Source organism: Methermicoccus shengliensis DSM 18856 (assembly GCF_000711905.1).
Taxonomy (GTDB): domain Archaea; phylum Halobacteriota; class Methanosarcinia; order DSM-18856; family Methermicoccaceae; genus Methermicoccus; species Methermicoccus shengliensis.
In genome coordinates, this window is sequence record NZ_JONQ01000008.1 from 251419 (window position 1) to 271366 (window position 19948).

General features: G+C 49.5%; 22 protein-coding genes. 19 read left to right on the forward strand and 3 right to left on the reverse strand.

What is annotated here, in order from left to right:
• Positions 1-2 precede the first annotated feature (2 nt).
• From BP07_RS03605 to BP07_RS08750, 9 genes are all read left to right on the forward strand, one after another.
• Positions 3-338: a hypothetical protein gene (locus BP07_RS03605; RefSeq protein WP_042685652.1), complete on the forward strand. Its 336-nt coding sequence runs from the start codon at positions 3-5 to the stop codon at positions 336-338.
• A gap of 9 nt (positions 339-347) precedes the next feature.
• Complete coding sequence (locus tag BP07_RS03610; protein ID WP_042685655.1) at positions 348-1403, forward strand: DUF3800 domain-containing protein; 1056 nt, start codon at positions 348-350, stop codon at positions 1401-1403.
• A gap of 61 nt (positions 1404-1464) precedes the next feature.
• Positions 1465-2727 carry a restriction endonuclease subunit S gene (locus BP07_RS03615; protein WP_042685656.1) on the forward strand — a complete coding sequence of 421 codons (1263 nt, stop codon included), beginning with the start codon at positions 1465-1467 and terminating at the stop codon, positions 2725-2727.
• A complete protein-coding gene (locus BP07_RS03620) occupies positions 2724-3878 on the forward strand; it encodes a hypothetical protein (protein WP_157203056.1) in 1155 nt (384 codons plus the stop codon). The genes BP07_RS03615 and BP07_RS03620 overlap by 4 nt, the downstream gene beginning before the upstream one ends.
• Before the next feature lie 49 nt (positions 3879-3927).
• Entirely contained in the window at positions 3928-4860 is a 933-nt protein-coding gene (locus BP07_RS03625) for a HEPN domain-containing protein (protein WP_042685659.1), read from the forward strand.
• Between the two features lie 67 nt (positions 4861-4927).
• Positions 4928-7819: a type I restriction endonuclease subunit R gene (locus BP07_RS03630; protein ID WP_042685661.1), complete on the forward strand. Its 2892-nt coding sequence runs from the start codon at positions 4928-4930 to the stop codon at positions 7817-7819.
• Positions 7819-8457 (forward strand): M48 family metallopeptidase, encoded by a 639-nt coding sequence (locus BP07_RS03635; RefSeq protein ID WP_042685663.1) that lies wholly within the window; start codon positions 7819-7821, stop codon positions 8455-8457. Before BP07_RS03630 ends, BP07_RS03635 begins: the two co-directional genes overlap by 1 nt.
• 4 nt (positions 8458-8461) lie before the next feature.
• Entirely contained in the window at positions 8462-8626 is a 165-nt protein-coding gene (locus BP07_RS08745) for a hypothetical protein (RefSeq protein WP_157203057.1), read from the forward strand.
• Entirely contained in the window at positions 8598-8834 is a 237-nt protein-coding gene (locus BP07_RS08750) for a hypothetical protein (RefSeq protein ID WP_169736239.1), read from the forward strand. The genes BP07_RS08745 and BP07_RS08750 overlap by 29 nt, the downstream gene beginning before the upstream one ends.
• A 358-nt stretch (positions 8835-9192) precedes the next feature.
• Here BP07_RS08750 and larC read toward each other — a convergent pair whose 3' ends face one another.
• Positions 9193-10380 (reverse strand): nickel pincer cofactor biosynthesis protein LarC, encoded by a 1188-nt coding sequence (gene larC / locus BP07_RS03640; protein ID WP_042685666.1) that lies wholly within the window; start codon positions 10378-10380, stop codon positions 9193-9195.
• A gap of 59 nt (positions 10381-10439) precedes the next feature.
• Here larC and BP07_RS03645 point away from each other — a divergent pair, with 59 nt between their 5' ends.
• Together BP07_RS03645 and BP07_RS03650 are read left to right on the forward strand one after the other, a co-directional pair.
• On the forward strand, positions 10440-11096 hold the full coding sequence (locus BP07_RS03645) for a histidinol phosphate phosphatase domain-containing protein (RefSeq protein ID WP_042685988.1): 657 nt from the start codon (positions 10440-10442) through the stop codon (positions 11094-11096).
• A gap of 3 nt (positions 11097-11099) precedes the next feature.
• On the forward strand, positions 11100-11963 hold the full coding sequence (locus BP07_RS03650) for an RIO1 family regulatory kinase/ATPase domain-containing protein (RefSeq protein WP_042685667.1): 864 nt from the start codon (positions 11100-11102) through the stop codon (positions 11961-11963).
• Here BP07_RS03650 and BP07_RS03655 read toward each other — a convergent pair.
• Both BP07_RS03655 and BP07_RS03660 read right to left on the reverse strand, forming a co-directional pair.
• Positions 11951-12538 (reverse strand): site-2 protease family protein, encoded by a 588-nt coding sequence (locus BP07_RS03655; protein WP_042685669.1) that lies wholly within the window; start codon positions 12536-12538, stop codon positions 11951-11953. The genes BP07_RS03650 and BP07_RS03655 overlap by 13 nt on opposite strands.
• A gap of 38 nt (positions 12539-12576) precedes the next feature.
• Positions 12577-13227, reverse strand: coding sequence for a DUF2284 domain-containing protein (locus tag BP07_RS03660; RefSeq protein WP_042685672.1), 651 nt, complete (start codon positions 13225-13227; stop codon positions 12577-12579).
• Positions 13228-13487: 260 nt separating this feature from the next.
• Here BP07_RS03660 and BP07_RS03665 point away from each other — a divergent pair, with 260 nt between their 5' ends.
• The 8 genes from BP07_RS03665 (at position 13488) to BP07_RS03700 (ending at position 19939) form a co-directional block, all read left to right on the forward strand.
• Positions 13488-14759 carry an adenylosuccinate synthase gene (locus BP07_RS03665; protein WP_042685674.1) on the forward strand — a complete coding sequence of 424 codons (1272 nt, stop codon included), beginning with the start codon at positions 13488-13490 and terminating at the stop codon, positions 14757-14759.
• 5 nt (positions 14760-14764) lie between these two features.
• Complete coding sequence (gene amrS, locus BP07_RS03670; RefSeq protein WP_042685679.1) at positions 14765-15784, forward strand: AmmeMemoRadiSam system radical SAM enzyme; 1020 nt, start codon at positions 14765-14767, stop codon at positions 15782-15784.
• Positions 15781-16224 (forward strand): adenylyltransferase/cytidyltransferase family protein, encoded by a 444-nt coding sequence (locus BP07_RS03675; RefSeq protein WP_052353217.1) that lies wholly within the window; start codon positions 15781-15783, stop codon positions 16222-16224. The genes amrS and BP07_RS03675 overlap by 4 nt, the downstream gene beginning before the upstream one ends.
• Positions 16217-17596, forward strand: coding sequence for an NAD(P)/FAD-dependent oxidoreductase (locus BP07_RS03680; protein WP_042685683.1), 1380 nt, complete (start codon positions 16217-16219; stop codon positions 17594-17596). Before BP07_RS03675 ends, BP07_RS03680 begins: the two co-directional genes overlap by 8 nt.
• Positions 17593-17934 carry an ArsR/SmtB family transcription factor gene (locus tag BP07_RS03685; RefSeq protein WP_042685686.1) on the forward strand — a complete coding sequence of 114 codons (342 nt, stop codon included), beginning with the start codon at positions 17593-17595 and terminating at the stop codon, positions 17932-17934. The genes BP07_RS03680 and BP07_RS03685 overlap by 4 nt, the downstream gene beginning before the upstream one ends.
• A 158-nt stretch (positions 17935-18092) precedes the next feature.
• The gene (locus BP07_RS03690; RefSeq protein WP_245597042.1) at positions 18093-18911 is read left to right on the forward strand and encodes a sulfite exporter TauE/SafE family protein; all 819 of its coding nucleotides are present in this window, start codon (positions 18093-18095) and stop codon (positions 18909-18911) included.
• Between the two features lie 90 nt (positions 18912-19001).
• Positions 19002-19301, forward strand: a complete 300-nt coding sequence (locus BP07_RS03695) for a PadR family transcriptional regulator (RefSeq protein ID WP_211247045.1) — start codon at positions 19002-19004, stop codon at positions 19299-19301.
• Positions 19302-19306: 5 nt separating this feature from the next.
• Positions 19307-19939: an ABC transporter ATP-binding protein gene (locus tag BP07_RS03700; protein WP_052353230.1), complete on the forward strand. Its 633-nt coding sequence runs from the start codon at positions 19307-19309 to the stop codon at positions 19937-19939.
• Positions 19940-19948: the final 9 nt, after the last annotated feature.

Here is a 19948-nt window from a genome sequence, read left to right on the forward strand (position 1 = left end):
GTATGACCCTGCAGAAATTGAGCTTAGCTGATTGCATTCGAAATCTCAAAGAAGGCATCAATGATTTCTATGTTGAGGTCGAAGTTTTAAATGTGGAAAGAAGGATGATCACCTCAAAGGGCAACATTTTTGTTAGAGCTTTGATCAAAGAAGGCGATACTATAGCAACTCTTGTGGTTTGGAGTAGTGTTAAGAATACAAAGAATATCGAAGTTATTGAGAGAAATCCTGCAAGAATCAGGATAATTAGGCCAATTAAACCATCAGAATGGGGCACAAAAGATTACAATGTAGATATCTGGGCTCACGAAAATATAACGAAAATAGAGGAAATTTAGGAGGGATCTATGTTGAGGTCAATAACAATGCGTATTTATGTAGATGAACAACACCAGATATTAGATAAAGATACGGAAGAAAGATATATGGCTATTGCAGCGCTTTTTGTTTCGGAAGACGAATACAAACAAACTGTAAATGATCTTTTAAGGCTAAGATGTCTTAAAGAAGACCATGATGGCTGGCACTGGGATTATGCTAATTGTCCGAGTTCCGACTCGTGCAAAGAAGTTTGGCATAAGTTAAACAATAAAGAACTTCATTTTCAAACATTACATCAAACAAGCAGTCATCCAGCTAAAGAGATATCTAGGAAGTGGTTAAGATACGCTTTGGAGAGAAATAAGCACAATAAAGCCATTAGATTTAATATTTTATACGTGAACCTAACGAATCTTGACATCCAAAAGTTTGGCACGTTTGGATGGCACGAAAATGCATATAATAGGTTTTTCAGGACTAATCTAAAATATGCTCTTAAGATGTTTTTCCTCAACAATGGTTTTAATAAAGTGGGAGTCTCGAAAGTAGTGCATGACAATAGTACTGGGCTTGCCATTCACAAATATTTTCCAGAAAACAATCTAAGAAAGTTAGAAATTGAGATCAAAAACGAAATTAAAAATGATGGAGATAAAGATTTTGAAATACACCCTCAAAGAATTAAATTTTTAGATTCTGATCACAAAAAAGCCTCAAATTCAGAGGATTGCTATGATTGCCAACTTCTTCAGTTAATAGATTTAATAATAGGAGCTGCTACCCAAAATATTTTCTATACATCCAATGATGAATTTAAAAAGGAATTAGCTTGGAGTTTGAGGGATCTAATAGAGAGACTTATTATGAACCCCAACAACCCGCATAGCTCATTTCATTATCATAGAAAACAAAATATTAGCTTTTTTCCTTCTAAAAAACTTGAAGAAGCTGAACGAATTTTCGTAGATCTTGAGGGTGGTATAAGAATTGAAAGAGATGAGAGCCTTTTTTACAAAGTTGAAAAGCTAAAATTACCACCGAGACCCCATCCGAATCAGGCAACCTTGAATAAATGGTTTTAACGGAAGGAATCAAAAAGATTAAGTTTTTTATTTGCTTTGATCAATCAAAAGAGGGAAAGAGATGAGATACAAAGAAACACCAATCGGCAAAATTCCAGAGGATTGGGGGGTTGTTAGGCTTGGAGATAGTGGAGTTGCAGAAATTCGTGGAAATAAATCCGTGAATAATGTTGAGAAAATAGCTTTCATTCCCATGGAGTTTATCCCAGACTCAAGCATCTATACAAAATACGAAATCCGCAACCTGAATGAAGTAAAGAGTTCAACTTACTGCGAAGCTGGTGATTTGCTTTTAGCTAAAATAACACCTTCTTTGGAGAATGGAAAGCAAGGAATAGTTCCAGAGAACATTCCTAACGGATTTGCCCTTGCTACCACAGAGGTTTTTCCAATCGTTTGCAAGGGAATTGATAGGTTGTTTTTATTTTATATTCTTAAGCACCCGAGATTTAGAAAGGTATTGGAATATTCTATGAGAGGGACTACAGGAAGACAAAGAGTTCCAAAAGAAGCTGTAGAAAATCTACTAATTCCCTATCCACCCCTCGAAGAACAGCGCAAAATCGCCGAAATTCTTTCAACTGTTGACGATGCAATCCAAAAAGTCGATGAAGCGATAGCGAAGACTGAAAGACTGAAAAAGGGCTTGATGCAGGAGCTTCTGACGAAAGGCATAGGGCACACGGAGTTTAAGGATACAGAGATTGGCAGGATTCCGAAGGAGTGGGAGGTTGTACGGCTTGAAGATGTTACTATAGACATTCAACAAGGATTTGCAAGTGGGAAGAGAGACGAAAACGGAGTAATTCAACTTAGAATGAACAATATAACAACAGATGGTAGAATCGTGTTAGACTCATACATTAAAGTCCCTATTCCCGATAATATTGACAGGTATCTTCTCAAACCAGAAGATATCTTATTTAACAACACCAACAGTGTTGATTTGATTGGAAAAACAGCCATTTTTAGGGGAGAATGTAATTTCTGCACGTATAGTAACCACATTACGAGAATAAGAGTTGACAAAACTAAGGTCGTTCCAGAATGGATTTTATATAATTTTATTAAAAAATGGCAAGGAAAATATTTCCGCCAAATATGCGTTAGACATGTTGGACAAGCAGGAATTAGGAGCGAGGATTTAAGAAACACGAAACTCCCACTCCCACCCCTCGAGGAACAACGCAAAATCGCCGAAATTCTTTCAACTGTGGATAAAAAACTCGAACTCGAAAGAAAAAGAAAGGAAAAGCTTGAGAGGATTAAGAAGGGTTTGATGAATGATTTGTTGACAGGAAAGAGGAGGGTAAAGGTAAGTTGAATATGATCGAGGAGAAAATTAAAGAAAGAGCTCTATTGTTAATGAGACTCTACTGGAGAGACGAGATTTTCAGAATAGGTAAAGAACTAAAGATTCCCTATTTCGATCAGTTTAAAGATTATTGGGACATCGATCATTTTCAAGGTGCTTTAGAGATCTCTAAGAAAATTAAGGATGATGAACTGTTAAAAATCGTAGAGAAAAATCCTCCAAAATATATTAGCCTCGGAGGATTTCAGGGAAAGTACTATACAGTCACAGAGGAGGGGGAAATCAGATTAGAGAGTTCATGGAATTCTGTTAGAGGAAATGTTCATAAAGTTCTTGAGAATCAGGGTGATAGGGGATACGCTATTTTGCAGGCAATCATAAATAAAGGCGGAAGGGCGACTTATTTCGAAATCGTTGACGAAATTGAGGAGATTCTTGGGAAGCCCTATATTCCTTCTTATTTACTGCCTCGGTTACAACCATTAAAGCTTGTCTTCAAAACTGGGAGTAGAAGATACCCCGATTGGACAATGCCGCCGGAAATAATTCCAGTGGTAAAGGAGGAGTTAGCAAAATATAAGAACTTAGGCAAGAAAATCCAGGTAACTTCAGAAGAAACAATTTCAACACGAGAAGAAATAAGTTTCCAAGTTCTCCGCTCTGATCAGAGAATTGCAAAGATAGCGGATGAGATTGCACAGAAGAGAAGGGAAATCAATCTTATTTTCGCAAATAAATTCGGAGTAAAATTGTTTAAAGACAACGAAATGGCAATACTTGACATAAGAAGACTGTGTGCTAATGAGGACGAATTTAATAACAGAATTCAGGCTATAACCACGTTGATAGATGAAATGAATGTTGAAGGGCTAAAAAAGCTTGTAGCAGATAGAAATCTTACTGGCACAATCAATATCTTAGAGGCTTTTTTAGAGGAGCACTTTCCGGGCTATAGTAAAGAAATCATAACGAATTTCAGGAATATTGTAAGATTAAGGAGCAAGAAGTATCCGATTCATAGAGATGATCCAAAATTTATTGATTCTTTAAAACATTTTGGCTTCCGAACTTATCCTCCTGATTGGGGTGAATTATGGGAAGTTGTGCTAAAAAAATATCTTGAAAGTTTAAAACTATTGAAAGAGCGTATTGAAAAATAAATATGTCCACACTAAAAAATTGGGAAGATAAGGGACGAGGGTCACTAAGATGAGGAAGAAATTAACTTTCGACGAGATTACGGAACGTATATCATCACTGCTATCTGACGATATAGAACTTTTGAAATTCCTTGAAGCTGCATCCGAGCTTTCAAAAGTATACGAAATTAATGAAGAAGAGGAAAAAAGAAGGTTATCAGAGGCAAAAAGTTTCATAGAGGTTGCAGAGAATGACTTTAAGTCCGCTAAAATTCTCTACGAGTCCAAAGTTTACTCTACAGCGATATACCATTTACAGCAAGCCGTTGAAAAATTCATTAAGGCATATATGCTCATGTTTTTCGGACTGAGTAAGAAAGTAGTAAAGGACTATGTTGGACACGACTCACCAAAGGCATTTCTTAAGCTTCTCGAAAAATTTAAGATATCTTTGAATCTAATTTCAGCACTAACTGAAAGAGTTTACGAGTTAAATTCCCAGATGCTTAAAATTTCGAGTCAAGACATCCGCAAGTTGGAAAACATAGTAAATAAGAACAGAAAACAGATAGCTGAAATGAGTTCAGAAGAAATTAGGAATGCCATTAAACTGACTGTCAGATTAAAGGAAGTTTTGGAGAATAAAGAGACAAAAGATGAGGTATCTAAGTTTCTTGCAACACTTAAGAGAGAGTTAGGCAAAATAGAAGCTTCGGATGAATATGAGAGGAATATAGCGAGTAAAATAACTACTCTCCTCAATAAAATCTTGGAAAACTTAGAGCTCTCATTTAAAATGTATTCAAACTTTTTGGTGCTATATACGCTTTCCATAATAACATATCCCCACGCCACATTTGCAAGATACCCTAATGAAAGATTACCAATTGAGAAATACGATGAAAATCTTGGGATAATTCAATGCTTTGGCGAGATTACTGATTTGTTAGAGGGAGTAATCAACTCGTGGAAAGAAAGCCCCAGATACAGAGGCAGATATTAATCAACTCAAAAGACGAGCATTTTAATAGATAGTGATACTTAGGAACTGAAAGGCATTAGGTGGTCTGATGAGAAAAGAGCTTATCCAGACCGAGGAGCCGATGGCCAAAAAGCTTGAAAGTCTTGGCTGGAAGTTCATCCCATCAGATAAACTAATCGATAATCACTCGGAACCCCTGATAGTCCCCATCCTTAAATCAACCATCAGGAAAATAAACAACGTAAAGGACGAAGAGGTTGAAGATGTAATAAACTACCTCAAAACGAGGTTTTTCGATGTTGAAGGATGTAAGGCTGTTCTTGAAGCTTTAAAACATGGTGTTGCCATAAAAGATAAAGAGACGGGAATTGTAAAAAGAATTAAGCTCATCGACTACGAAAACCTTGAAAACAACGAGTTCATTTTCTCAAGGCAGGTTTATTATAGAGGTCTGAAGGCAAACATCCCCGACATCGTCCTTTACATCAACGGCATCCCAATCGTTCTAATTGAATGCAAGAAGATGACTAAAAGCTGGAAGGAGGCTTATTCCCAGATAAAGAGGTACGAAGAGGAAATTCCAGAGCTTTTCAAGTACGTGCAGATCAGCATAGCCTACGCAGACAGGGCAGTTTACTTCCCAAACGTCAGATGGCTTAAAGACGTTCCCGCCTACGAATGGCAGGAATTAGAATTTCTCAAAAAGGCCATCCTGCTCGATATTCTGAGGTACTTCGTCTTTTACAGAGAAGACAAAGGCGAGTGGACTAAGGTGCTACCGAGATATATGCAGTACAGGGCTGCAAACAGAATCGTCGACAGAGCAGTGAAGTACGCCAGAGGGGAGGGCGACAGAAATAAAGGCTTAATCTGGCACTGGCAGGGAAGCGGCAAAACTCTGACGATAATCTTCGCAGCGTACAAGCTCCGGGAAGCTCTTGGGAATCCCACAATCTTTTTCATCATTGATCGCGTTGAACTTCAGGACCAGCTTGGCGGTGAACTCAAAGCAGTTGGCCTATCCTTTGAAATGGTAGAATCAGTATTTCACCTCAAGAAAATCTTAACCCACGCTGACGGCAAGAGGGGCATTTTCGTAACGCTCATTCACAAGTTCAGAGAGGAGGAACTAAGAGAACTCAGAGAAGAGCTCGAAAGAAAGAGGCACTCCATAACGAGGCGCAGAGACGTGATAGCCTTTGTTGACGAGGGGCACAGAAGCCAGTATGGAGACTTAGCTGCCACCATGCGGAGCATTCTCAAAAATGCGGCATTTTTCGCCTTTACGGGCACGCCGATAGCAAAGAGAGGGAGAGATACCTACGCTACATTCGGGTACGATGACGAACCGTATCTTGACCGCTACTTCATTCTCGACTCAATAAGAGATGGCTTTACAGTCAAAATAGCCTATCAGGCAAGACTCGACAGCGAACATCTCGACAGGGAGTCTCTCAACGTCTTTCTGAGCTCGAAGCTTGAGGAAATTGAGGAAGAGTATAGAGAGCAGGTTGAGAGAGAGCTAAAGAAGAAATTAAACGCTATAAGAGTAATCCTGGAGAACCCGAGGAGAATATATAGAATTGCGAGAGATATCGCCGTCCACTATCAGGCTGTGAAACCATTCAAAGCCATTGTCGTTGCTGTGAGTAGAGTGGCGTGCGTGAGGTACAAGAAAGCTTTGGACAAATATCTACCACCTGAGTGGACGGAAATCGTGATGACGTTCAATCAGGATGACCCTGAGGAGATACAGGAGTACTTCAAGGAGTTAAAGAGGAAATACGGAAACAAAGAACCAAAGGAGATCAGAGAGGAAGTAATCAAGAGGTTCAAGAAAGAGGAGAGCCCAAAAATCTTGATCGTTACTGACATGCTTCTTACGGGCTTCGATGCTCCCATCCTTCAAACAATGTATCTCGACAAACTGCTAAAGGAGCACAGGTTGCTTCAGGCTATAGCGAGGACAAACAGACCCCTCTTCAGGAACGGCGAGAACGTTAAGGCGGCTGGCTTAATAATCGATTATATCGGCATATTTGGCGAGCTTGAAAAAGCCTTAGCGACCTATGACGAGGCCGACATAGTGGGAGTGGCTTACGATGTTGAGGAGATTAAGGAAGAGCTAAGCAAGAAAATCGAGGAAGTGATCAAACTCGGTTTGCCCACTGGCTACGACAGAGGGGCAATTGATGCAGCAATAATAAGACTTGAGGAGAAGGAGGTGGGAGAGCACTTTAAGAAACTTTACAGGGAAATCAGAAACTTATACAGGCTTCTTATCGAGGACAGACTTGAATTCAAGGAGAGATTCGACTGGCTGACAGAGATATACTATGCTTACCATCGCAAGGTAAAGGGCTTAGACCCGGAAATCGAGCAGAAGAGAGACAAGTTTCTGGAGGAGGCCTTGAAGTTCATCCACGAAACGATAGATATCGAAAAGATCAGGAAAGACTTTTCCATTGTGGAAATTAATGAGGAATTTCTGAAGAGGGTTGCAAAAGAGGATAAAAATAAGGGATTTTACGACTTACTTTTTGCAGTGAGAAGTTGCGTGGAAAGAGGGGAAGTCATCGATGAAGACGTTGTTGAGAGGGTAGAAAGGATAGTGAGGGAGTGGAGGGAGAGGGAGAAAAATGTGGAAGAACTATATGGAGAGCTCGATTCAATAGTGAAGAAGATCCACATCGAAAAGGATGAAAGGAGAAGCTTAGGGCTTGGAAGAGCTGAATACGAGATTCTCAAGCTTCTCAGAAGGAACCTGAAGCTGGATGATTCAAAGCTCGTAAATGATGCTATAGAGATAAAAAAGACGGTTGAGGACGTGACTTTTCCGGGGTGGAGCAGTAAAAGTGAGGTGGTTAATGAAGTTTCACAAAAAATCCTGCTATACCTCATCAGGAAATACAGGGGCGAACCCGCTGTGATGAGAAAGCTGAAGAATGAAATGGTTGAAATGTTGAAAAAGGTGATATAGTGGAAATAAAGATTGAAAGAAGGAACGTAAAATACTGCAGAATTTTAATAAATCCTGACGAAACCGTTAGGGTCATTGCTCCCCACGGATTCCATGTTGACGGCTTCATTGAGAGAAAGAAACCATGGATTGGGGGGAAGATTAGAGAGATAAGAGAGCTCACAAAAGACTTCGATGAGAAAAGAGATTATCTAATCTTTGACGGAAATTTTTACCGGTTAAAGTATGACGGTGCCCTAAGAATTGAAGAAGGAGTGATTTTTGCAAGGAATGTTAAGGAGCTCGAAAGGTGGATAGGAAATAAACTGAAAAAGGAAATGCTGGAAAAGGTAAGGTTTTACTCCCACCTCCTTGGCGTTAATTATGGCAGGGTTTACATAAGAAAGCAGAAGACCAAGTGGGCCAGCTGTTCATCAAAGGGCAACCTGAGCTTCAACATAATAATTGCAGCCCTTCCCGAGAGTCTTAAAGATTACGTGATCATCCATGAGCTTGCGCACCTTATTGTTCCAAAACACAGCAGGAAGTTCTGGAGTGTTGTAGCCCAATATTATCCAAAATACAAGGAGGCTGAAAAAGAGCTGAAGCGTTACTGGCTTGGGATCGAGAGAAACAGCGTCTGGAAGATGTTGAGGTGAAAAGTTGAAAAACTACGACAGCCACGCAAAGCTCGCCCACTCGATCGAGCCGCTGAGCGAGGAAGAAAAGCAGAAAATGGAGAAAAGAAGGAAGAATATCTCAAAAACGATAGAAGGGGTTGTTGAAGCAATTAAGGCAGATGAAGAGATCATGGGGCTATCAGCATAACATCCCAGGGCGAATAATTCACGAATCACGAACAAAAAGTTCACACATCATGAACATCTGGAAAATCATTTCAAGCAAAGAAAGAGTTGAAGTTCCACAATATATACTGGAAAAAGACAGAGACAGGGTTGGCGTGGAAGAAACCGCCAGACGCCAGAGCTTTGAAAAGAAGCAAAAGCTTTGTATCACAGTTTTTCAAGCTTCTTGAGAAGGAAGAGATACTGATAAGAGAGAATAAGAAATACTTATCCCGCACGACTCACCACCCGTTAAAGCGATCAAAATCCTGAGCAACGTTGCTCAAACATATCAGGTCTTGTTAAACACAAGAACAGGTGGATGGAAAGTGCAGGCATTTATGGAAGTTTTTCAAAAGGAATGAACAAAGAGGACAGCGATATCGAGGATAAAAGTTTCAAGGCATCCCAGGGAGCTCGAAAGACTCAGAGAAAAAGAATCCATCTTCTACTGCGAACTTGCCAGTTCATTTGTAATGTGGGGTGAGGGAGTCGGATTTGATGGATGATTTGCTGACTGGGGGAGGAGGGTTAAGGCATGAAGTGCTTTTACTCCCTGACCATCCTCCATGCCTCTCCTTCCACAATCCTTGAGAGCCTCCTTAGCGGGATGTTTCGTCTCTTAGCTATGCTGCGCAGGTCCTCGTGCTCTGCCTTGAGCGAAAATGGCGTGCCATCTGGCAGAAGAGCCACCTTTACCCTCACCCTCTCCCTCATGCCGTCCACGTCCACATCCACTTTCCTCATCTCCCTTCTCGCCACCATCCTGTGCATACTGTGGTACACCCTCACCCCCAGCGTGCCCCCCTCGAGCGCCATCAGGGACGCCATCCTCTCCACATCTACCCCCCTCGCAATCACCCTCAGTATCGAGCCCATCCTTCCCTTCTTCATCAGCGCTGGCACCACCGAGACGTCCAGCGCCCCCTCCTCCATCAGCCGCTCAGTGAGGTATGCAAGCTCCTCGCCGGTGGTATCGTCCACGTTGGTCTCCAGCACACACACCTCGTCGTGCTCGAGGGCGTGCAGCTCCACGATGCTTGCCCTCACCACGTTTGCACCCTTGTCTCTTGAGCCTGCCCCGTATCCTGCGGCATGCGTCCTCATGGACAGCATCGGCGATGGAAGGGGCTTGGAGAGGGCGCCCAGCAGAGCAGCACCCGTGGGGGTGAGCCGCTCTCCCTCCAGAGCACCCCTGCACGTGGTAAGGGCACACAGCCTCGCAATCTCCACCACCGCGGGGGCTGGCACGGGATATGTGCCGTGCGATGTCTCCACAGTGCCCCATCCGGTGGGAATGGGGGGCACGTGGTACACGGGGAGGGCGCCAAGGTCGAGCAGGGCTGCGCACACGCCCACGATGTCCGCCATCGCATCTTGCTGTCCCACCTCGTGAAGGCACACCCGTTCCAGCGGCTCGCCGTGCACCGCAGCCTCTGCCCGCGCAAGCAGCGTGAACACTCCCTCTGCCATGCTCGCAACCTCTTGGGGCACTCGAGAGCCCCTTATGTGGGTGAGCACCTCTTCCAGCGTCCTTTTGCCCTCATCCCCCCCTTCCACGTGCAGCGCAAGGGCAGAGATGTGTTCCCTCGATGTCCTTCTGAACTCCACTTCAAGCCCGCTTGCAGCCTCCATCGTCCCCTTCACAAAGTCCGCATCTGCCCCGGCATCCACGAGCGCGCACACCAGCATGTCGCCCGCTGCCCCACCAAACGGCTCTATGAGCACTGCCCTCATGCTCACCACTTGGTGGCCAGTGTAAAAATCTTTATCGAATGGGCACACATGGGGGGAGCATGATTGACCTTCACACTCACTCCCTGCTGAGCGACGGTGAGCTTGTGCCAGCAGAACTCGTGCAGCGCGCGAGTGTCAAGGGCTATAGAGCCATAGCAATCACCGACCACGTGGACTTCTCCAATGTGGAGCACGTGCTCTCCTGCCTTAATAGGCTCGACGCCATGAGAGATGCATGGAGCATAGAGGTGCTCATAGGTGTGGAGATCACCCACGTGCCTCCATCCAAGATAGAGAGGCTCGTGGAGCTCTCAAGAAGGCTTGGGGCAGAGGTGGTGGTGGTGCATGGCGAGACCACAAGCGAGCCCGTGGCGAAGGGCACGAACAGGGCTGCGTGCATCGAGGGCGTGGACATCCTCGCCCATCCGGGCTTTATCACCATCGAGGAGGCAGAGCTTGCGAGGGAAAGCGGAGTGCACATCGAAATCACCACCAGAAACGGGCACAACCGCACCAACGGGCACGTGGCAAGGACCGCACTGGAGGTGGGCGCACCCATGGTGGTGGACACCGATGCCCATGCCCCAGATGACCTCGTGAGCGCCGAGTTTGCCCGCATGGTGGCGATGGGTGCTGGTCTCGATGAGCGAGAGGCGCACGAGGCAACGCAGACAAACCCCCAGAGACTCATGGAGGAAAAGCTCTCTCTCAGGTGAGCCATGAGGTTCGATGCTCCTTATCTGTACTCGCAGCTCAAGCCCGTGGACTTTAGAATCCTGACGGCGATAGAGAATGAGATGCGCACCCACGAGTGGGTATCCGTCGAGAGTATTGCCCCATACGTCAATGCCTCGACAGAGCGCATCGCCCACAGGCTTAAGCATCTTAGAAAGTGGAAAGTGGTGGAATATGCGAGGCTCTCGTACGAGGGCTACAGGCTGTTCTACACGGGGTACGACCTTCTTGCCCTCAATGCCCTCGTGAAAAGGGGTTCGATAGACGCCGTGGGCGGGCAGGTGGGGTTTGGCAAGGAGTCTGACGTGTTCGTGGTGCTAAAAGGAGATGAGAGGCGCATCCTCAAGCTTCACAGGGCAGGACTCTCGTTCAAGGGTGTGAGGAGGACGAGAAGGTACATAGCCGAAAGACATCACCTCTCGTGGGTGTATGCCTCGAGGCTTGCCGCCCAGCGGGAGTTCGATGCGCTGAGGAGGCTCTATCCAGAGGTCAGCGTGCCCGAGCCCATCGACCACAACCGCCACGCCATTCTCATGGAGCTGTTCGATGGGCTATCACTCTCTGAGTGCACGCTCGAGCAGCCCATGGAGTGCTTCGAGGAGGTGTGGCACAACATCGAGCAGGCATACGCGCTCGGTGTGGTGCACGCAGACCTCAGCGAGTACAACATCCTCGCCTCACCACAGGGGGTGTGCATCATCGACTGGCCCCAGTGGGTGGAGGTGGGCTCCGAGGGTGCAGATGAGCTGCTGGAGCGGGACATCGGCAACGTGTGCGCTCATTTCACCCGGAAGTACGCCCTAAAGCTCGACCCGAGGGAGCTGCTCGACAGGCTTCAGATGAGGTAGAGCAGCACGAATGCGAGCCCGAAGCACACAGCCCACGTAGCTGGGCTCAGTCTCATCACCTTTGCTCCATCCAGCGGTCCGAACGGTATCAGGTTGAACAGGGCGAGCAGTGCATTGATGTACGCAGCGATGCCCCACGCGGGCGCTGCGCTCATCGAGGCGAGGGAGAAGAACGTGAGGGCGAGCACGATGTTGACCACAATACCGGCCACCGAGATGTGCAGGTGATGAATACGCCTGCGCTCTGGTGGGATGGTGTACGTGTGCACGCCCTCGTGTATCACCACCGCGCCCGGAGCTGCGAACACGAGGTGTCCAAGTGTGAGCAGCGGGGTGGCGATTGCGAGCAGCAAACCCATCCTGCTCATCTCAAACCCTGCCCTGTACCCATAGTGCTGGGCAGTGAGCTTGTGTCCCAGCTCGTGCAGCACAAAGCCCGTGCCCACCGCAATGGCGCTTATGCCCACCACAGGTATGGAGGGGACGGGATACTCAAACACGAGCGCAAACGCCAGCGTGAGCACGATGAAGGACAGCACCAGCTCTTTGATCTCTCTTGGTGTGAACGTGGGCATATGGTCTCCTCTCCACTAAGCTATATGAAGCTATCACCTCAGTCCAGCAGCAACAGGGCATAGGAGTTCAGGCTGGATGCCATCGCCGTGGGTGTACACTCCCCTATGGTGTGTATTGGAAGGCCCGCACGCCTCACAGTGGCGAACACGTCGATGCCGCACGCCTCCATGGAGGGTCTGACCCTCTCCTTGTGGGGACAGCGTCTTTTCAGGGCTGCCTCGTCCAGCCCCTCATGAGTCATTGCAACACACTGTTCGCAGTACTCACATGGATATGCCACGAACGCCAGCGCTCTGTACGCACCGAGCAAAAACGCCCTGCGCTCGAGTTCGAACATCGTGTCGTGAACCCAGAGGGAGAGTTTCCGAAGCAGCTTCCCATGCCATCCCTTTGCACTGGGGTCACGTGGGGACTCAAAGCCCGGCATGTTCTTGAAGTGCACGAGAAGGGCGTGGGAGTACGAGGCCACCACTCTCCTCGTCTCCTCCACGCTCGGAGTGTAAGGTGGACAGCCCAGCCTCTTGCCGTACCCCCTGCACCCGAACTCACACTTGAGCCTAACCCACTCCGCGACCTCCACATCCCGCGCACTGATGGAATGGCACGATGCTCCCCTCGCAGATGCGAGGCTCTGAAGTTCCGCAATGATGCTGGATAGCTCCTCAGTGCTGAGTATTTCCCCTACCATACCCACCCTCGAAAAAGCTCTCGATGAACATAATACATGTGTACATCCTGCCAGAGTCCATCCGACGTCCCGCCATGCTTCACCTCATGCACATTCTGGCTTCGCATATTAATACGCTTTCAAGCGACATCTGGGGGGCTTTTCGGGGCAATGGTGGACGTGCTCGAGAGGGCAGGGGTAGCGCGTTCGATGGCTTCACCTCTGAGCACACGTTCGTCCCCTAAGAAACCCTTTTCTATATCCTTCACCTATGCTCCCTCATGCTCACGATACTTACGGGCTCTCAGTTCGGGGACGAGGGGAAGGGCAAGGTAGTGGACGTGCTCGCTCCCAGCTATGACATCATAGCTCGATTTCAGGGAGGAGACAATGCAGGGCACACCGTGAAGGTGGGGGGAAGGACGTTCAAGCTGCACACCATCCCTTCTGGCGTGCTCTATGATGTGAGGCTACTGATAGGTCCAGGAGTGGTGATGAACCCGAGGGTGCTGCTCGAGGAGTTCTCCCAGCTGGAGGAAGGAGGAGTGGTGGTGGATGGCAATAAGCTTGGGATCGATGCCAAGACCTCCATCATAATGCCCTATCACATCGTGATGGACGAGCTTGCCGAGACGAGGCGAAGGGAGAGGATAGGCACCACCAAGAGGGGCATAGCATATGCGTACATGGACAAGGTGTCCAGGGAGGAGGTGCAGTTCGCCGACATCGTGGATAAAGAGCGCCTCAGGCGCAAGCTCGAGACGATCCTTCCCGCAAAGCGGGCATACCTTGAGGCGATGGGTGCTGATGATGAGCAGCTGGAGCGGGCATTCGACACCGAGTGGCTGTTTGAGGCTGGAGAGCGGCTCTCTTGCCACATCACCGACGTATCGAGGGAGGTGAACGTAGCCCTCTCACAGGGAAAAAGGGTGCTGGCAGAGGGGGCACAGGGCACCCATCTCGACATCATCCACGGAACCCAGAAGTACGTGACGTCCTCCAGCACCATTGCTGGTTCTGCGTGTGCCTCGCTGGGTGTGGGGCCCACGATGGTGGACGAGGTGGTGGGCATCGTGAAGGCATACATCACCCGAGTGGGAGAGGGACCGCTGCCCACAGAGCAACACGGAGATGTGGGAGAGCACATGCAGCAGGTGGGAGGCGAGTATGGCACCACCACGGGAAGGCTCAGGCGGTGTGGGTGGTTCGATGTGCCCCTGCTGAGAAAGAGCATCGCCCTGAACGGATATACCTCCCTCGTGCTCACCAAGCTGGACGTGCTCGGAGGGCTCGACCCCATAAAGATATGCACATCGTACGAGCTCGATGGCACCACGCTCGATTATCCCCCAGAGCTCACATCCGACCTTGCAAGGTGCACTCCCGTGTACGAGGAGCTGGAGGGCTGGGATGAGGACATTTCGGGGGCGCGCTCATTCGAAGAGCTTCCCAGTGCAGCCCGACGCTATGTGGAGAGGCTGGAGGAGCTGCTGGGCGTGCCCATCCCCATCATCTCCACGGGCCCAGGCCGTGAGCAGACAATACAGAGGTGATGTGGATGCGGGGTGAGAGAGGGGCGATGATGTGGAAACCACTGGATGAGAGGGTGGAGTGCACCCTTTGCGCCCATCGGTGCCACATACAGAGCGGGGCGTACGGCATATGCAGGGTGAGAAGGAACGTGAACGGGGAGCTTCACACCCTCATCTATGGGCTGGTGTCCGCAAGGAACGTTGATCCAATCGAGAAAAAGCCGCTGTATCACTTTTATCCCGCAACGATGTCATACTCGCTGGGCACGGTGGGATGCAACTTCAGGTGTGCCCACTGCCAGAACTATGAGATATCGCAGGCGACAATCGAGGACATTCACCTCGTGGAGATTTCCCCGGAGCGGGCGGTGAGTGAGGCGCTCTCCATGGGCTGTGCATCGATATCATGGACGTACAACGAGCCCACGATATGGTTCGAGTACACGTACGACAGTGCAAAGCTCGCAAAAGCCCACGGGCTGGCCACGGTGTACGTCACCAATGGCTACATCACTGAGGAGGCGCTCACAGAAATATCGTCCTATCTCGATGCCTTCAGAGTGGACATCAAGGGAAGGGAGAATGTATACAGGAAGCTGTGCAAGGCGAGGCTGGAGCCCGTGCTCGCCTCCACCAAGCTCGCCTTCGACATGGGTATGCACGTGGAGGTGGTGAATCTCATAATTCCGGGATACAATGACTCAGAGGAGGACATCGAGTGGCTGTGCCGCTGGGTGCTCGATAACCTGAGTGCAGACGTGCCCGTGCACTTCACACGCTTTTACCCCCATTACAGGCTCAACCACGTGGAGCCCACGCCCGTGCTCACGCTGGAGAGGGCATATGAGATTGCAAGGCGCATGGGCGTGCACTACCCTTACATCGGCAACGTGGTGGGGCACCCCTACGAGAACACGTACTGTCCTGTGTGCGGCACGGTGCTCATAGAGCGAAAGGGGCTCTATGCAAACCTCAAGCTCGAAAAGCCAGAGTGCCCATCCTGTGGAAATCCCGTGCCCATCGTGGGGCTGGAGGAGGGCTCATGAAAAGGGTGCTCGCCACGGGAACGTTCGAGTTCCTTCATCCCGGACATCTGCACTTTCTGTCAGAGGCGAGAAAGCTGGGAGATGAGCTGGTGGTGCTCGTGGCACGGGACTCCATGATTCGCCACAAGCCCAGGCCCATAATACCAGAGCGGCAGAGGTTGGAGATGGTATCTGCCCTCAGAGTGGTGGACAGGGCGGTGCTGGGAAGCGAAAGGGACATCTTCGAGCCCCTCTATGAGATACGGCCAGACGTGATAGCCCTCGGATATGACCAGAAGTTCGATGAAAGGGAGCTCACAGAGCAGCTCAAGATACGGGGTTTTGATGTGGAGGTGGTGAGAATAACCTCAAGACGGGACTGCTCCCTGTGCTCGAGCGCGTCGATCACGGAGCACGTGCTGAAGAGGGCGTCGAGGGAGAGGGAGGTGGACAATGACTGAGTATGACGTGGTGATAGTGGGTGCGGGACCCGCTGGTATGTTTGCCGCAGAGGCGCTCTCCGAGAGCCAGCTCAAGGTGCTCATAGTGGACATGGGCAATGATGCCCTCGAGAGAAGGTGTAAGATGAGTCCAGAGAGCGGATGCATGCACTGCTCCCCATGCGACATCATGTGTGGCGTTGGGGGCGCTGGCACGTTCTCTGATGGCACACTCAACCTCAGGCCAGACATAGGGGGGGACCTCACCGAGTTCGTGCCCAATGAGCGGGCATGGGAGCTCGTGGAGGAGGTGGACAGGATATTCCTCAGATATGGCGCTCCAGAGCAGCTGAGCAAGCCAGAAGGTCGAGAGCTGGAAGAAATAGAGCGCAGGGCCGCATCCGTGGGCGCTGTATTCATTCCCATTCCTCAGCGACACATCGGCTCTGACAGGGCTCCAGAGGTGATACACCGCTTCAAGAGTGCGCTTCAGGAGAGAGGTGTGGAGTTCAGGCTGAACACCACCGTGAAAAACCTCATCGTGGAGGGTGGTGTGTGCAGGGGCGTCATCACGTCCGATGGGCAGAGCATATGGGCGAGGTACGTGGTGCTCGCGCCCGGGCGCATAGGGGCCTCGTGGGTGGACGAGCTTGCCACCACCCACGGCATCGAGGCAGCGTATGGCCCCATAGATGTTGGGGTGAGGGTGGAGGTGCCCTCCATCGTGATGGACCCCATCACGAGGATTAACCGCGACCCGAAGTTCCACATCCGAACTCGAAGATACGACGATTTTGTCCGCACATTCTGCACAAATGAGCACGGCTTTGTTGTCAAGGAGGAGTACGAGGGCTTTGTTGCCACCAACGGCCACTCCCTCAAGGACAGGAGAAGCGAGAACACCAACTTTGCGTTTCTGGTGAGGGTAAACCTGACAGAGCCCCTCGAGAACACCACCAAGTATGGACGCTCCATTGCCAAGCTGGCAACCACAATCGGGGGCGGAAAGCCAGTGCTGCAGCGCATGGGCGACCTCCGGCGGGGAAGGCGCTCCACATGGAGCAGGCTCAAGGGCAACCCGGTGAAGGGCACGCTGTCCGATGTGACGCCCGGCGACATCTCGATGGCGCTGCCCCACAGAATCGTCATGGATATCATCGAGGGGCTGGAGGTGCTCGACCGCATCATCCCGGGCGTGGCGTCCGACTCGGTGCTGCTGTATGCCCCCGAGATAAAGTTCTATGCCATGCGGCTGTTCGTGGACGAGCACATGCAGACCAGTATAAAGGGGTTGTATGCCGCGGGCGATGGAGCAGGACTCTCACGGGACATCGTCAATGCGGCAGCCACTGGCTTGCTGGCTGGTCGCGGCATCCTGAGGGATGAGGCATGAGGCAGGATGAGCTCGAAGGGCTGCCCTACCCCCTCACAGATGAGGAGCTGGAGGTGCTGAGGAGGGAAGCAGAAAGAAGCCTCGATGACAAGATAGAGATGCTGAAGGTGGTGTCAGACCCCATAAGGCTTCGCATTCTCACAATCCTCAGGAAAAGGGAGGTGTGCGTGTGCGTGCTCGTTCATCTTCTGGGCGTGAGGCACTCCACCCTCTCCTACCACCTGAGGCTGCTCAAGGAGGCAGGGCTCGTGGACTCCGAGAGGAAGGGGGGATTTCAGGTGTATGCTCTCACCCCAGAGGGACGCTTTCTGATAGAGCTGCTCGTGCGCACATTCTAAGTGACACTGTTTCAAATTCAATCAAATCAGATATGCCATTTTATTTGTAGCTCGGTCTTTGGACATCGAATAAAAGAGAAATGTTTATATCATTTCAAATTTGATTTGAATTAGGTGTTCCAAAAATGGCTGAGGAGAGGTGGTGCTGAGTGGATATAATGGTGGCTGTAATTGCGCTTGCGATAACCGGTGTGGCCGTTGGCTTTGCCGGCGGGCTTCTGGGCGTCGGCGGATGCTTCATCATGGTGCCAGTTCAGATATGGGTGTTCACTGCGATGGGCGTTCCGCTGGACATAGCGGTCAAGCAGGCGTTTGGCACGAATTTGCTCGTGGTGCTTCCCACCGCGATGAGCGGGGCGTTTGGACACCACAGAAAGGGCGTGGTGTGGTGGAAGGCAGGCATCGTGCTCGGGCTCACGGGAGCCGTGGGAAGCTTCATAGGTGCTACGATTGCTGCCCATCTCGCGGGAAGCCTTCTCAAGCTCATCTTCGGTGCCGCCATCTTTGTGGGTGCGGTGAGAATGCTCACCGCCAAGCCTCCAAAGGTGGCAGAGGAGCCAAAGGACAGCCCGCTGCTGTGGGCTGCGTGGGGCTTTCCCATGGGCATCGTGACGGGCATAATCGGAATAGGCGGCGGTATACTGATGATTCCCGTGATGGTGCTCGCCCTGAAGTTCAAAATGCACAATGCTGTGGGCACTTCAACCGCGATGATGATTTTCACCTCCGCCGGGGGCGTGCTGGGCTACATACTCAACGGACTCGACGTACCCAACCTTCCTGCCTACTCTCTCGGATACGTCAACCTGCTCGCATGGGCGGCGCTCGCCATCACGAGCATCCCCATGGCACAGGTGGGGGTGGTGGCAGCCCACAGGCTGCCCGCAAAGAAGCTCAGGTACGTGTTCATAGCCGTGATGTTCTACATTGCCTTGAAGATGATGGGTGTGTTCACCTATCTGGGGCTGCCCATCTAAGGGTGCCCCATCCCTTTTGCTGTACATTGATACCACCTCGGAAAGGCACTTATACATCAATATCGAAACTCGATAACGATAGGTGATATCTTGCTGGATCGAAAGTTATTCCTCTGTTTTGTAAGGATACACATCCTCTACCACGCATCAGAGGGGGAGATTTACGGAGCCTGGATGATGGACGAGCTTGCGAGGCACGGCTACTCTTTAAGCCCCGGAACGCTCTATCCAATTCTTCACGAAATGGAGGATGACGGGCTGCTGCACTCGAGAAGAGTTGTTGTGAACGGAAAGGTGAGAAGGGTATATCAAGCTACAGAAGATGGCTTAAACGCTCTGGAGTTAGCGAAAAACAGAATAAAGGAGCTTTTCAGCGAGGTGATTAGTTGATACAGATGTTAAATGTCAGAAAAAGCTTTGGAGGAAAAGAGGTTCTCAAGGGCGTGAGCTTGAGCGTAAAAAGAGGGTGTGTGATGGCCATTACTGGGCCTTCAGGCAGTGGTAAGTCAACGCTTCTGCGATGCATAAACAGGCTCACAGAGCTGGATGAAGGAGATATACTGGTTGATGGCATTTCCATTAGGGATTACAACCCCGTTCAGCTCAGAAGGAAGGTTGGAATGGTGTTTCAGTTTCCCGTGATGCTCGAGGGGAGCGTTAGAGATAACATAGCCTATGGTCTAAGGCTTTTGGGTAGAGAGGAAGGTGTTGAAAGGCTTGCCAGAGAGGTTGGAGTTGAAGATTTGCTCGATAATGATGCTACCAGGCTCAGTGGAGGGGAACAGCAGAGAGTTGCCATAGCAAGAGCATTGGCTTTAAAACCGAAGACCATGCTTTTTGATGAGCCAACAGCCTCTCTTGACAATGAAAATGTCATAAAAATTGAAAGTCTTGTGATGAAGCTCGTTAAATCAAAAGGACTGACCGTCTTATGGGTGACTCATGATTTCGAGCAGGCAAAGAGGCTTGGACACAGAATTGCCGTTATGAGAAACGGAAGAGTTGCCATGGTCGAGCATCTGAGGTAGGTTGATGTG

Coding starts and splice junctions, on each gene's coding strand:
- BP07_RS03650 (WP_042685667.1), top strand. CDS start 11,100: ATGAGGTTCGATGCTCCTTATCTGTACTCGCAGCTCAAGCCCGTGGAC.
- BP07_RS03660 (WP_042685672.1), bottom strand. CDS start 13,227: ATGGTAGGGGAAATACTCAGCACTGAGGAGCTATCCAGCATCATTGCG.
- BP07_RS03645 (WP_042685988.1), top strand. CDS start 10,440: ATGATTGACCTTCACACTCACTCCCTGCTGAGCGACGGTGAGCTTGTG.
- BP07_RS03625 (WP_042685659.1), top strand. CDS start 3,928: ATGAGGAAGAAATTAACTTTCGACGAGATTACGGAACGTATATCATCA.
- BP07_RS03630 (WP_042685661.1), top strand. CDS start 4,928: ATGAGAAAAGAGCTTATCCAGACCGAGGAGCCGATGGCCAAAAAGCTT.
- BP07_RS03680 (WP_042685683.1), top strand. CDS start 16,217: ATGACTGAGTATGACGTGGTGATAGTGGGTGCGGGACCCGCTGGTATG.
- BP07_RS03610 (WP_042685655.1), top strand. CDS start 348: ATGTTGAGGTCAATAACAATGCGTATTTATGTAGATGAACAACACCAG.
- BP07_RS03690 (WP_245597042.1), top strand. CDS start 18,093: ATGGTGGCTGTAATTGCGCTTGCGATAACCGGTGTGGCCGTTGGCTTT.
- BP07_RS03665 (WP_042685674.1), top strand. CDS start 13,488: ATGCTCACGATACTTACGGGCTCTCAGTTCGGGGACGAGGGGAAGGGC.
- BP07_RS03700 (WP_052353230.1), top strand. CDS start 19,307: ATGTTAAATGTCAGAAAAAGCTTTGGAGGAAAAGAGGTTCTCAAGGGC.
- BP07_RS03655 (WP_042685669.1), bottom strand. CDS start 12,538: ATGCCCACGTTCACACCAAGAGAGATCAAAGAGCTGGTGCTGTCCTTC.
- BP07_RS08750 (WP_169736239.1), top strand. CDS start 8,598: ATGAAGAGATCATGGGGCTATCAGCATAACATCCCAGGGCGAATAATT.
- amrS (WP_042685679.1), top strand. CDS start 14,765: ATGCGGGGTGAGAGAGGGGCGATGATGTGGAAACCACTGGATGAGAGG.
- BP07_RS03615 (WP_042685656.1), top strand. CDS start 1,465: ATGAGATACAAAGAAACACCAATCGGCAAAATTCCAGAGGATTGGGGG.
- BP07_RS03685 (WP_042685686.1), top strand. CDS start 17,593: ATGAGGCAGGATGAGCTCGAAGGGCTGCCCTACCCCCTCACAGATGAG.
- larC (WP_042685666.1), bottom strand. CDS start 10,380: ATGAGGGCAGTGCTCATAGAGCCGTTTGGTGGGGCAGCGGGCGACATG.
- BP07_RS03675 (WP_052353217.1), top strand. CDS start 15,781: ATGAAAAGGGTGCTCGCCACGGGAACGTTCGAGTTCCTTCATCCCGGA.
- BP07_RS03605 (WP_042685652.1), top strand. CDS start 3: ATGACCCTGCAGAAATTGAGCTTAGCTGATTGCATTCGAAATCTCAAA.